The organism is Undibacterium sp. Ji50W (assembly GCF_049340445.1).
GTDB lineage: Bacteria > Pseudomonadota > Gammaproteobacteria > Burkholderiales > Burkholderiaceae_D > Undibacterium.
This window is the reverse complement of record NZ_JBMPOX010000004.1, coordinates 280,434-293,651: the sequence shown is the minus strand read 5'-3', so window position 1 is coordinate 293,651 and position 13,218 is coordinate 280,434. Positions and strand designations below refer to the sequence as shown.

The following is a 13,218-nucleotide window of genomic DNA, read 5'->3' as shown; positions in this document are numbered from 1 at the left end:
GATAATCAGTTAGCCTTAAAGAAATAGTAAGTGGCTTTATAAGGCGTGCGCGTTTCTGCACCCAGTTGAAAATCCGAGCAGCCGGTCAATGGTGCTTTGCCACCCACGGTTACCACACGCTGTACGCTGGTGATAGCGGAAAATGTCCCGGTGTCTGAGCTGGATTTGGCTTTCAGCAATAACCAGGGGATGGCGTTGGTATCCATACTCTCGCTTTTGGCGACAACTTCTGCCACCACTTTGCTGCCATCATTCGCTTCCCAGGTCGGGCCTTCATAGTGCTTGCCCAGCTTCACGCTGGTCGCGTCGTGATTGGCATACAACTCAGCCAGAGGGGCGCGGAATACCCATTCAAATTTTTTGGGGCCGCCTTTGTTGGCCCTGCAATCATAAATCTGTACGCCTGTTGCGGCCATTTGAAATGCCAGTACTTCGCCGGCAGGTGCTTTCAGATTGACAGGTACGCTGACCACCTGGGCGGCTGGAGTAGCTACAGTCGCTGTTTGCTTGACAGGTGCGGTCGAGCAGGCGGACAAGACAGCAATGGCAGACAGGCCGCCGACAATAGCGATTTTCTTCATTTCTTATACCTTTCAATAAGATGTTCAAGGCGCGCCATTACCGCAACTTCCAGGTAATGTTTGATATATCCCAGGGTTTGACACCGCATCACCCGCTGGCACGAGCATACGCTGTAATGATGCTTGCGGGGACAAAGTTGGAATGCGCAGATTTTAGCAATAGTGTTTCAAAATACATAAAACACTTACGGAATTTTACAACCTCGTCATGGGCATACAAGCCCCCGTGTACTTCTGTATGCCCGTCAATAATTGCCTTAGGCAAATAAGGTTCATTTTCTGACAAACGGCTATACGCCCTTCATGGGACAATACTGGTCCAGCATCCTGCCTGAATCTCATCGGGCATTGCAAATTTGTGGATCAGGCTTCATGAGCGACAAAAACAACAAAGAAAAAAGAAATCAGACTGCCGGACAATTGCTGCATCCACGCAATCGTCATCAGGGCAGGTATGACTTCGCCGCCCTGATCAAGGCAGAACCGGCATTGCTATCGTGCCTCACGGAAAATCCGGCAGGTGAAGCGACCATCAATTTTGCCGATCCGCTGGCGGTCAAATTGCTCAACAAGGCTTTGCTGCAAAGCAGTTATGGGGTACGTGAATGGGATATTCCACCTGAAAATCTATGCCCACCCGTGCCAGGCAGGGCTGACTATGTGCATTACCTGGCCGACTTGCTGGCGGGCAGCAATCAGGGACGTATCCCCAAAGGCAGGCAGGTACTTGCTTTGGACATAGGCACCGGTGCCAGTTGCATTTACCCATTATTGGCTGGCAGCGAATATGGCTGGTCATTTTGCGCCAGCGATATCAATGCGGATTCACTGTTCAACGCCCAGACCATACTCGACCGCAATCCTGGCTTGGGCATGCAAATACAACTGCGTCATCAGGCCAATCCACAGGCCGTGTTCAAAGGCATCATCGCGGATGACGAATGGTTTGATGTCAGCCTGTGCAATCCGCCCTTCCATGCTTCTGCGGCAGAAGCGCAGGCGGGCAGCATGCGTAAATGGGGAAACCTGAAGAAAACCAGCCACCTGGACCACACTGGACCTGTATTGAACTTCAGTGGTCACGATGCTGAGCTCTGGTGTGAAGGTGGGGAGCTGGCGTTTATCAAGACCATGATCATGGAAAGTGCGGCTATATCCACAAAAATATTGTGGTTTTCCACCCTGGTGTCAAAGTCGGCCAATTTGCCGGCAATTCATGCGGCCTTGAAGCAGGTCAAGGTCAATGATCAGAAAACCATTATCATGGGCCAGGGGAATAAAGAGAGCCGCCTGGTCGCCTGGACCTTCCTGAATGCCAGCCAGCAAGCAGCCTGGGCCAAATTGCGTTGGTCAAATAACAAGAAATAAAACACAGACCAAGGAAATTAAACGCTGTACAGAATATAATTTTACCTGTGTGGGCAAGGGCTGGCTTACAATCTCGTTCGTCTTCCGGATTGCAGCCCGGATCAAGCAATGAATAAGCAATAAATAAGCAATGAATAAGTAAGTATGTACGTCGCGTGATTTACTTTTGAGCAAAATGTGTCAAGGATAACAATGAAACGTGTAGATGATTTCCGCCTGAAGCTGGGCAAAGATGAGCTGGTTCCTATCATGATCGGTGGCATGGGCGTCGATATTTCCACTGCTGAACTGGCTCTGGTTGCTGCACGTCTGGGTGGGGTTGGCCATATTTCTGATGCCATGGTGCAGGATGTCTCCGACCGTCGTTTTGACACCAGCTTCGTCAAGGAAAAGACCAAATTCTACAAATACAATATTAACAACTCCGACAAGACTGACATCAAGTTCAATCTGGAGCAACTGGCCGAAGCCACGCGTATGCACGTAGGCAAAACCATGGAAGCCAAGCAGGGCAAAGGCATGATCTTTGTCAATTGCATGGAAAAGCTGACCATGAATGGCCCGCGTGAAACCCTCAAGGTGCGTCTGGAATCGTCATTGGATGCCGGTATCGACGGCATCACCATGAGCGCCGGCCTGCATCTGGGTTCCTTTGGTCTGATCGCTGATCACCCGCGCTTCCGCGATGCCAAGCTGGGCATCATCGTTTCTTCAGTACGCGCGCTGCAATTATTTTTGCGCAAGAATTCCCGCCTGAACCGTCTGCCTGATTATGTCATCGTCGAAGGCCCGCTGGCTGGCGGTCACCTGGGTTTTGGCATGGATTGGGCCGAATACGATTTGCAGACCATCATGACTGAAATCGTTCAGTACCTGAAGGCAGAAAACCTGGATATTCCTTTGATTGCTGCTGGTGGTATTTTCACGGGCAGCGATGCCGTGTCCTTCATGGAAAACGGTGCTGCCGGCGTACAGGTGGCCACCCGCTTCACCGTCACCAATGAATGCGGCTTGCCTGCCAGTGTGAAGCAGGAATATTTCAAAGCCAGTGAAATTGATATCATAGTCAACAATATCTCGCCTACCGGCTACCCCATGCGCATGCTGAAGAACACGCCGGCAATTGGCGATGGCATACGCCCAGGCTGCGAATCGTATGGTTATCTGCTGGACGGCAATGGCAACTGTGCCTACATCACCTCGTATAACCGTGAAGTGGCAGCGCATCCCGAAGCCAAGAAAGTCTCGGTCATGGACAAGACTTGCCTGTGCACCCATATGCGCAATTTCAATTGCTGGACTTGTGGCCAGATGACATACCGTCTGAAAGACACGACCCGCAAATTGCCGGATGGCACCTATGCATTGCTGAGTGCAGAACATGTGTTCCGCGATTATCAATTCAGTGTTGATCACCAGATTGCCTTGCCAGTTTAAATTGCTGATTTGAATACAAGACGCCGCTTTGCCTTCTGAGCAAAGCGGCGTTTTTCATAGTTAAACACCCTGTTGTGCGACTCAACCTGGAACGGGCGGCTACCGTCAGTGGAATACGCATATACTGTCAAACTACGATTGTTGACGGGGATGAATGCGGTGACCCAGGAGCAGGAAAAAAACAGCATGTTTGAAAGTGGTCTGACACCGCCTCAGCCGCGTGAAGCTTGCCTGGACGCGCTGGCCCGCGTCCTTGCCAGCCAGACCTTTGCCAAGAGCGCACGACTGTCGTCGTTCCTGCGTCATGTCTGCGTCACAACCGTGGAGGGGCAAGCGGTGGTGCTGTGCGAGCAGCATATCGGCGTGGCCGTGTTCGGCCGCCCCGAGCACTTCAATCCCGCCGACGACACTATCGTACGCACTACGGCACGGCTGCTACGCCAGCGCCTGGCTCAATACTATGCCGAAGAGGGTAACGCGGATGCACTGCGCATCGCGATCCCGCGCGGCACCTACGTTCCTGTGTTCGTCCTGGCCACTGTGATGCCGTCGCCAACCGCGGAAGAGCTGGCCTTGCCACTGGAACATCCTGTCGCAGCCACTTCCCCTAAATCCGCTCCGGTCCGGCGCGACCGCAGACTGACACTGGGTATCGTCGCGCTGGTAGTGGTGCTAGTGCTGGCAGGTGCGACGGCTTGGCTGGGCCAGCCTGGTCCGTCCGGCGTGACCACCTTCTGGACCGCGCTACTGCCGGCCGACCGCGATGCCCTGCTGGTCGTGTCCGACGCGGGACTGGTGCTATACCAATTAGAGACCCGCAGCCAGGTCAGCCTCGAGGCTTATGCAGCCAAGCGGGTGGGTGAGCCCTTGGTACCACCTGACTTGGGCCATGCAGAACATTTCCGTGCACGCCGCTACACCGGCATGTCCTCGGTCCAACTGGCGGCGGAGCTGGGCAAGCGCGCCATCGCTGCACCGCAGCGCCTGCATCTGCGCTTCGCGCGCGACCTTCAACTTGGCGATCTGAAACGAGCCAACGTGATCCTGCTCGGGGTAGCGCAGGCCAATCCGTGGTGGGCTCTATACCGCAGTCAGTTGGATTTCCATATCGACTGGAATCCTCAGCAGCCGGACCAGTTCTTGATCCTGAACGACCATCCCCGCAGCGGAGAAGCTCTGGGGTATGCCTTCAAGATCGACGATCCACAACGACGTGGCTTTGCCACCATCGCTTACACCCGAGGGCTGGGCGGTGACGGGCATGCCCTGCTGATCGGCGGCACCACCTCGGCGGGGACGGAGGCGGCTATCGAGTTCCTGGTCGATCCGGCACGGCTGGCCCCTTTGCTGAAGCAAGCCTCGCTAGCGGACGGTTCAGTCGGCAGCTTCGAAATCCTGCTCCAGTGTGTGCTGCAGGCAAACGGCAGCACCGACGTGCGCATCCTCGGTTTTCACCTGCACCAGAGCTGATTTCTCCTCGGTTTCACCGGGAAACTTCACCGTGAAACGCCTTACGGTGCCAAGTGCGCCCACTATACTGCGCTGCAATCCGGCCTAGTCCGGTAATCACAACAACCAGCCAAGTCGAGGAAATCCGTGGTGAAGAATAAACAGAGAGACCGTAGCGCATTGTCCATGCTCCTGCTCGGAGCAATCAGTATCAACGTCCAGGCGGCCGATGCGCTGGCACCAGAACTACCGGCGTCGCAAGACACATCCGAAACCGCTCAGCAAGAAGTCGTCGTAACCGGCACATCCGGCCGCAAGAAGAAATTCGAGACGCCGTACGCCATCTCCACCATCAGCGAGGCGGAAATCCAGCGCAAGGACCCCAAGAGCACCGTCGACTTGTTGAAATCTGTCCCTGGCATCAAGGTAGAAAACTCCGGCGGCCAGGGCGGCGGCGAGAACGTGGTAATCCGCGGCCTACCGTTTTCCGGCTTCCGCCTGATGGACATGCTGGAAGACGGACTACCCCTTTTCGAATCGAACTTCGAGCGCCAGTTACAGATCGACGAACTGTACCGGGTCGACCTGGGTACCGTCGGGGCCGAGATCGTGCGGGGTGGCACGGCACCGGTGTATAGCAATAACGCGTCCGGGGGCGTGGTCAACTTCCTGTCCAACTTCGGCACGACCGAGCCGGATCATGCCGCTAAGCTGACGGTGGGCCAACACCATCAGGTACGCGCTGACCTGGCAATGTCCGGCCCAGTCAACGACCGCCTGCTGTATAGCTTCAGCGGCTTCCTCCGCCAGGGCGATGGCTTGCGCGACCCGGGTTTCAGCAACGCCGACCGCGGCGGCCAGATCAAACTTGGCGCGACCTATCTGCTGGGTGGCGGCGATAAACTGTTTGTCAGCCTGAAGCACCTGGACGATCGTGCTATTTTCTACACCAGCATCCCGCTGACGGATACCCGCAACGGCAATTCGCTGGCCAACCTGATCGACCCGCACACCGGCACCCTGGATTCGGCCAGCTTCCGCCAGGTGCGCTATCGCGTGCTTGATGGGCAGGGCGGCAGTGGCTACGCGAACCGCGACCTTGCCGACGGCATCCATCCCAAAGTCACCACGCTGACGGCTGGCGGCGACTTCACGCTGCCAGGCGGCTGGAAACTGAGCGACAAGGCCCGCTATACCAGCGGCGAGGCGGGCTTCAACGCGCTCTTGAATGGTGCGCCATCAGACGCGGGGGCGCTGCTTCAAGCCAACCTGAGCACGGCCCAGAAGGCGTTTGCCGGCACCACGTCACTGCGCTATCTGTATGCGGGCAGCGGCCAGGTGTTCGACCCGGCGGCCACCGCCGGACTGACCATGACCAACACCTGGTCCAGTACCATCTCAACGATCCGCAACGCGGTCAACGACCTGCGCGCCAGCAAGTCCTTCGCTCTTGCCGATCTGGGTACGCACGACGTGGCGTTTGGCCTAAGCCTGAGCCGCTACAGTCTGGAGCAGCAGCAGATCGGTAACACCATCCTCACCAACGTCAAGAACAATGCCGACCTGTTGGACATCCAGGCACTGAACGCCGCTGGCCAGCCGACCGGCATGGTCACAGAAAACGGCTTCACCACCTATGGCAGCGGCGACCTGATCGGCCGCGTACACGGCCTGGCCTCAGCCGTCTACGCGGCGGAAAACTGGCACATCTCCAAGGATTGGCAGGTCGACATCGGCGCTCGCCACGAGGTGCGCCAGGAACGCGGCGAGCGCGGCGTCATCGGCAAGCAGGCCCTGTCCAGCACCAGCCCGTTGGCCGCACAAAGTGTGACTGGCCTGACTGGCTACGTGCCCTACAGCGTGACCCAGCATGGCACGGCTTGGACCGCCGGCTCTCTGCTTCAGATCAGCGAGCCACTCAACGCCTTTGTGCGTTACTCCAGCGCCTACAGCTTGCCGCGTTTGAGCGATTACTGGGCCAACATCAACAACAGCGTGGCTGGCACCTTGCCCAACGGCCAGCCGGTGCCGGTGACACCAGTGCGCCAGGCCGAAGTGGGTTTGAAGCTGTCACAGCCGCAACTGCAACTGGTGCTGATCGGTTTCTACAGCAATTTCAAGAACCTGAATTCGTCGACCTACTTCGCCGACGCGACTGGCGTGCTCACTAATCAGCCACTGCTGATCAATACCACCACCAAGGGCCTGGAGCTGGAAGGGACATGGCGTCCCTCCAGCGCGTTCGAACTAAACGGTTCAGTCACCTTGCAACAACCAGATGTGGATGGCGGTGTGACCTTCACCACTCTGTCCGCCAACAGCCTGGCCGGCAAGCAGATCCCGCGCGTGCCGCGCACCATGGCCACGCTCAGTCCAGCCTGGCTGTTCAAGTTTGACGACCGGAGCGGACGCCTGTACGCCACCTTCAGCGCGGTGGGCAAGAGCTACCAGGACTTTGTGAATACCAGTATTTTGCCTGCCTATCGGACGGTGGACCTGGGATTCCAATACCGCCTGACGCCGGGAGTCAGCCTGCAATTAACGGTTTCTAACCTGACCAATTCCGCTGGTCTAACGGAAGGCAACGCCCGTGCGCCATCCGGCAATGCCTTCAGCGTGGCGGAGGCGAGCACAGGCCGCCCGATCTTCGGCCGCAGTGTCGCCGCATCGATCATGGCCCAGTGGTGAATGAGATGAACGCTCAAGCAAACTGCCAGCTAAGCTGGTCCCGGCGGCGCGCCCTGGCGCTGTTGCTGCAGGGTGGGATGGCGCTCGGTGCCGGCGCGGTGAACGCCGCGCCCCGTGCGGCCACAGTGGCAGCGAAATTCAACCCTGATGGCAGCGAGGCGCACTGGCCCGGTAACTCCATCATCTGTCATGTGGACAAGCGCAGCGAAACCTTCATGGCCTTGCTGGACATCCATCAAAACCTGATGCGCAGCGGCATGCTGCACCGGATTGCCGTACTGCCACCAGCCAGCTACCACATGACGGTCTTCAACGGTATCTCGTATCCGGCGCGGCATCTGGACTTTCCCACGGATATCCCGCCCGATGCCGATGAAGCCTTCTGCAACGCCTGGTGGCTGGCCAAGCTGAAGGTCTTCGATCTCGGGTGCGAGCTGCCGTTCCGCCTGCGTGCGTTGCCAGTGGAACAGCAGACCAACTTGTACAACATCCAGTTCGAGCCGGTGGACGCGGCGGAAAATCGCAAAATCCGCAAGTTGCGCGACCGGCTGGCGCAGGCGCTGAACTACCGTCTGGCCGACCACGACAGCTTCCGTTTCCACATCACGCTGAACTACTTCTATTCGACGATGACCAGCGAGGAGGAGCGCCGCTTCTTCAAGCTGCACCAAGCGTTGGCCGGGGAGTTGATCCGGCGCGCGCCGGTGGTCGAGCTGCAGAATCCAGAGTACGTGTATTTCGACGGGATGTACGAGTTCCGGCCACAGTTGCTGTTACAGAATCAGCGTCCGGCATAGCAGCAAAATAGCAAAGTGTACACGGTCGAATTCATGGCCAAGCTTGGGCTGGTGGCAGTACGTGGGGTGAAGACCAGGGCGATGCAGCACAGGATGGCGAAGTTCTGCGCTGCCTCACCCACACGGATGCGGTGATCTCACTACTCTTGTCAGCGACGCTGACTTGGCCCAACGTCAAACTGCTGATTTGAATACAAAACGCCGCTTTGCCCTGTCAGCAAAACGGCGTTTTTCATAGAGTCACGCGCAATACACGACCTGCGTGCCGGCCATCCCTTGAGAAAACGGCTTAGCACCTTGGCCGTGCAAAGTCATGCCTCACGGTAATATTTGCTTACATTTTGGTGCGTGCATGCGCCATCCCCACCTTCACTGGTGGCACAACTCCCTCAAATAGCCAGCAACGACATCAAATCCACTGGTATCAGCCTTGGCATGAAAAATGCTGCGTCGCACACGATAATCGCAAACACTATTTGCAAACAATCTTGTGTGTCATTGACGATGTTTTTTGAAAAGGCCAGCTTTGATGAAAATACGCGTACTTTCCAACTTATTGCTTCCTCTTTCTTTCAGCCTGTGCCTGTTCAGTGGCACCTGCAACGCACAGGCTGAGCCGCCTGCCGCAGCTTCAGTCACGGCAGCGACCACAGCGGCCCCTGCTTCTTTGCCCGCTACAACCCTTGCTACACCCCTTACTCCTGCAGAAGCCCCGCCTGCAATGACCAAGCCTGGCATGATCGCTGCTGACAAGATCAGTGCTGGCGACACGGCCTGGATGCTGACCTCGACTGCACTGGTATTGCTGATGACCATCCCTGGCCTGGCCTTGTTTTATACCGGCATGGTGCGCAAGAAAAATGCCCTGGGCACGATGGCGCACAGTCTGGCGACCACCTGCATCGTCACGATCTTGTGGGTGGTGCTGGGTTATAGCCTGGTGTTCACTGCAGGTTCGCCTTATCTGGGCAGCATGGACAGGTTCATGCTGCATGGCGTGAGCTTTTTGAAAGAAGCCGGTCAACTTAGTGTGCATCAACTGGCACCGACGATACCGGAAAGCGTGTTCCTGATGTTCCAGATGACGTTTGCGATTATCACCCCGGCCCTGATCACCGGTGCCTTTGCCGAACGCATGAAATTTTCTGCCTTGCTGCTGTTCATCACACTGTGGTCATTACTGGTGTATGTGCCGGTTGCCCACTGGGTATGGGAACCGGCGGGCTGGCTGGCGGCACGTGGCGTGCTGGACTTTGCGGGCGGCACGGTAGTGCATATCAATGCCGGCGTGTCTGGTCTGGTGGCGGCACTGATCGTCGGACCACGCCTGGGGTTCGGCAAGGAACCGATGCCACCCCATAATCTGTTACTGACAGGCATTGGCGCATCCCTGTTGTGGGTGGGCTGGTTCGGCTTCAATGCCGGGTCTGCTGGTGCAGCAGACGGCAGGGCCGGTCTGGCGATGCTGGTCACACAGGTGGCAACGGCAACATCGGCACTGGCCTGGATGTTCGTGGAATGGCTGCGCCGTGGCAAACCCTCGGTACTGGGCATCGTTTCTGGTGCCGTCGCCGGCCTGGTGGCGATTACCCCTGCTTCCGGCTTTGTGGATCTGACCGGCGCGCTGGTCATTGGTGCCGTTGCCGGCGTGGCCTGCTACTGGGGCGCGACTTCACTCAAATCCATGGGGGCTTACGATGATTCACTGGATGTATTTGGTGTGCACGCCATCGGCGGCATCGTCGGCGCCCTGCTGACTGGCGTGTTTGCGCTGAAGAGCATAGGCGGGGCCGATGGCAGCCTGGCGACGCAGGCATTTGGTGTCATCGTCACCGTCATTTATTCGGGTGCTGTGACTGCCATCATTTTATGGCTGGTCAAAGTTACCGTTGGCTTGCGCGTCACTAAAGAGCAGGAAAGAGAAGGGCTTGATCTTGAACTTCACGGGGAGCATATCTTATGAGCACCAGCACCATAGTCCAGAACGCCATGTCAGACAATCTTGCGTTTTCCCTCATGGCACGTCTGCATGTTATTTTGCGGCGGCAAATTGGCCGTGTCACTGATATTGAATACATGCGTATCAACCCGGCATATTGTCGTGCGATTCTGGATCTGTCGATGGGCTTGCCCAATGCCGATCTGCAGGAAATTTGCCAGAAGCTGGAAGACATCTATTTTGGTGAAGACGGCCTGTTTGTTGCACCACCGCCCGCTAGTCCTTTGCTGGCAAGACTGTCCGCCACGCAAAAATTGCGCCCCAAAATCGCCAGCCTGGATGAGGACAGTATCATGCCAGTACCCATGCCTTTGCCTGACCACAATGCCATGGTCGATCAAACCTACATAGGTAGGCTGCGCTAAACTGCTCAGGCGATACAGAACCGAGAGGCTTGCATACCAGCCTTGGCCAGGCTAATGTCAGAGCACCTTGTGACCCTGCATCATAGGGGTTCTGCATCATATGGGCCACGCCATTCTTATTCGGACTTATGCCATCAAACCTGGCTAGCGCGCCACACTACCTACATGGACGCCCCCAGTTTGCAGTGTGATCTGCACGCATGACTAGCAGTATGCTCAATCGCGCTGCTTGATATCAGAGCAAACTGTCAGCAATTGCAGGTGACAAATGTCACCTCTTGCCTGCCCGGAAAATAGGCGAATAAACCACAAACAATGTAATTATCATAAGTGATACGTCATCATACAACATACGAATGGCGAGTTGATGTAAAATCAGTGCATCTTCGTAAGGTCAAACTTGACACAATGGAAACTCAACATATAGCCAATACCCCCCCCAGCGTAAGGCGTCACAAGAGTCTGTCTCAAGGGCTGGTTGAGAACATTACGAACAATATCAAAAATGCCGTGTTCAAACCCGGCGAAAAGCTTCCTACCGAATCCGCCATCATGCAACTGTACGGCGTCAGCCGTACAGTGGTGCGCGAGGCGATTTCGCATTTACAGGCAGCCGGGCTGGTACAGACGCGGCATGGTATAGGCACTTTTATACTTGAACCAGCCAGCAGCACCCTGGGTATTTCGCGTGAAGCCATTATTACCGTCAGGGACGTGCTCGACATACTGGAATTGAGGATCAGCCTGGAAACCGAAGCCGCCTGGCTAGCCGCATCGCGCCGCACAGAAGAACAACTGACTGAACTGGCGGCAGCCCTGAATGATATCCTGACCAAGAAAACCCGGGATACCGAATCGGTGAATGCCGATGTCCGCTTTCACCTGCTGATTGCACAGGCCACAGGCAATCGTTATTTTGTCGATATCCTCAGTGATCTGGGCACCACCATCATTCCACGCGCCAGGTTAAATTCTACGGCGCTGAATCTGGGTACCACCAGCAGCTATATAGATAAGGTCAATCACGAACACGAAGATATCTATAGTGCCATCCTGCGCAAGGACCCGGAAGCGGCCCGCGCCGCCATGCGCACCCACTTGAGCAATAGCAGGGAAAGACTGCGCCAGGCACAACTGCGCATGGAAGAAGAAGCCTCTTCCGGCAAGACAGAAAATCAAGCAACTTGATACCAGCAGCATATAAGTATGGGCAAGACACCAAATAAGTACTACTCCGCCCCCAAAGCATGGCCATAACTACTGTAGATACAAGGTAGTTATGGCAAGTATGACAAGAATTCCCCTGTACGCCCCTGTTGACTGAAAAGACCACCAGGACGGCACATAAAATAAATCACCATAAATAAAAACATGCTTGCAGTCTTTGATTTTAAGTTGTACGATGACGTACATCTTGACAAATATCTTCAGCATCAGGGCAGGAAGCAAGCATCTGCGCTGGGCAAACCAATGAATAGGTGTCAAATCTGCTTCACTAACAGGCATCACCCAAAGATTACGCAAGACGAATACCTTACCAACCGAATTCATTCTTATTTCACACTTATCGCTATTTAGCTACTTACTTTCAGGAGACATCATGAACCCACAAGATCTGAAACAGATACTTTCCGCTGGCCTGCTTTCTTTCCCATTGACCGACTTTGATGCGGCTGGTGATTTCAATGCAAAAACTTATGCAGAGCGCCTGGAATGGTTGTCTCCATACGGTGCCAGCGCCCTGTTTGCTGCTGGTGGCACAGGTGAATTCTTTTCTCTGACAGCCAACGAGTACTCGGACGTGATCCGTGTCGCGGTCGATACCTGCCGCGGCAAGGTGCCTATCCTGGCCGGTACTGGTGGCCCTACACGTCAAGCCATCGCTTATGCGCAAGAAGCACAACGCCTGGGTGCCCACGGTATCCTGCTGTTGCCACATTACCTGACTGAAGCCAGCCAGGACGGCCTGATCCGTCACGTGGAAGAAGTCTGCGCGTCCGTGAATTTTGGTGTAGTTGTCTATAACCGTGGTATCTGCCGCCTGACTGCCGATTCCCTGGAAATACTGGCAGCACGTTGCCCTAACCTGATTGGTTTCAAAGACGGTATCGGTGATATCGAACTGATGGTTTCCATCTGGCGTCGTATGGGCGACCGTTTCAGCTACCTGGGTGGTTTGCCTACAGCTGAAGTGTATGCGGCCGCTTACAAGGCACTCGGCGTTCCTGTCTATTCATCCGCCGTATTCAACTTCATGCCAAAACTGGCAATGGACTTCTACCACGCCGTTGCAGCGGACGACAGCACGACGGTCAACCGCCTGATCGACGATTTCTTCCTGCCTTACCTGGAAATCCGCAATCGCAAAGCCGGTTATGCTGTCAGTATCGTCAAGGCCGGTGCACGCCTGGTTGGTCATAGCGCCGGACCAGTCCGTGCGCCATTAACAGACCTGACAGCAGCAGAAGATGAAATGCTGCATAAACTGATTCTGAAACAAGGTCCACAATAAGCTGTATAAAGACGAAGCTGCG

The 13,218-nt window shown here is 55.7% G+C and carries 10 protein-coding genes; 9 read left to right on the top strand and 1 reads right to left on the bottom strand.

All coding sequences use genetic code 11. The features are described 5' to 3' along the window. Positions 1 to 5: 5 nt before the first annotated feature. Positions 6 to 581 (bottom strand): DUF3455 domain-containing protein, encoded by a 576-nt coding sequence (locus ACO0K9_RS09800; RefSeq protein ID WP_422984285.1) that lies wholly within the window; start codon positions 579 to 581, stop codon positions 6 to 8. A gap of 372 nt (positions 582 to 953) precedes the next feature. Here ACO0K9_RS09800 and rlmF point away from each other — a divergent pair, with 372 nt between their 5' ends. From rlmF to kdgD, 9 genes are all read left to right on the top strand, one after another. Beyond that, positions 954 to 1,949: a 23S rRNA (adenine(1618)-N(6))-methyltransferase RlmF gene (gene rlmF / locus ACO0K9_RS09795; RefSeq protein ID WP_422984283.1), complete on the top strand. Its 996-nt coding sequence runs from the start codon at positions 954 to 956 to the stop codon at positions 1,947 to 1,949. A gap of 192 nt (positions 1,950 to 2,141) precedes the next feature. Then, positions 2,142 to 3,386, top strand: a complete 1,245-nt coding sequence (locus ACO0K9_RS09790) for a nitronate monooxygenase (protein WP_422984281.1) — start codon at positions 2,142 to 2,144, stop codon at positions 3,384 to 3,386. A 150-nt stretch (positions 3,387 to 3,536) separates the two neighbouring features. Further along, the gene (locus ACO0K9_RS09785; protein WP_422984279.1) at positions 3,537 to 4,856 is read left to right on the top strand and encodes a hypothetical protein; all 1,320 of its coding nucleotides are present in this window, start codon (positions 3,537 to 3,539) and stop codon (positions 4,854 to 4,856) included. Between the two features lie 129 nt (positions 4,857 to 4,985). Next, positions 4,986 to 7,523, top strand: a complete 2,538-nt coding sequence (locus ACO0K9_RS09780) for a TonB-dependent receptor (RefSeq protein ID WP_422984277.1) — start codon at positions 4,986 to 4,988, stop codon at positions 7,521 to 7,523. A gap of 5 nt (positions 7,524 to 7,528) precedes the next feature. After that, positions 7,529 to 8,320: a DUF1868 domain-containing protein gene (locus tag ACO0K9_RS09775; RefSeq protein ID WP_422984275.1), complete on the top strand. Its 792-nt coding sequence runs from the start codon at positions 7,529 to 7,531 to the stop codon at positions 8,318 to 8,320. A 529-nt stretch (positions 8,321 to 8,849) separates the two neighbouring features. Further along, positions 8,850 to 10,283: an ammonium transporter gene (locus ACO0K9_RS09770; RefSeq protein ID WP_422984273.1), complete on the top strand. Its 1,434-nt coding sequence runs from the start codon at positions 8,850 to 8,852 to the stop codon at positions 10,281 to 10,283. Next, the gene (locus ACO0K9_RS09765) at positions 10,280 to 10,684 is read left to right on the top strand and encodes a hypothetical protein (protein ID WP_422984271.1); all 405 of its coding nucleotides are present in this window, start codon (positions 10,280 to 10,282) and stop codon (positions 10,682 to 10,684) included. Before ACO0K9_RS09770 ends, ACO0K9_RS09765 begins: the two co-directional genes overlap by 4 nt. A gap of 408 nt (positions 10,685 to 11,092) precedes the next feature. Next, complete coding sequence (locus ACO0K9_RS09760) at positions 11,093 to 11,872, top strand: FadR/GntR family transcriptional regulator (RefSeq protein ID WP_422984269.1); 780 nt, start codon at positions 11,093 to 11,095, stop codon at positions 11,870 to 11,872. A 412-nt stretch (positions 11,873 to 12,284) separates the two neighbouring features. Next, positions 12,285 to 13,196: a 5-dehydro-4-deoxyglucarate dehydratase gene (gene kdgD, locus ACO0K9_RS09755; RefSeq protein WP_422984267.1), complete on the top strand. Its 912-nt coding sequence runs from the start codon at positions 12,285 to 12,287 to the stop codon at positions 13,194 to 13,196. The last annotated feature ends 22 nt before the right edge of the window (positions 13,197 to 13,218 follow it).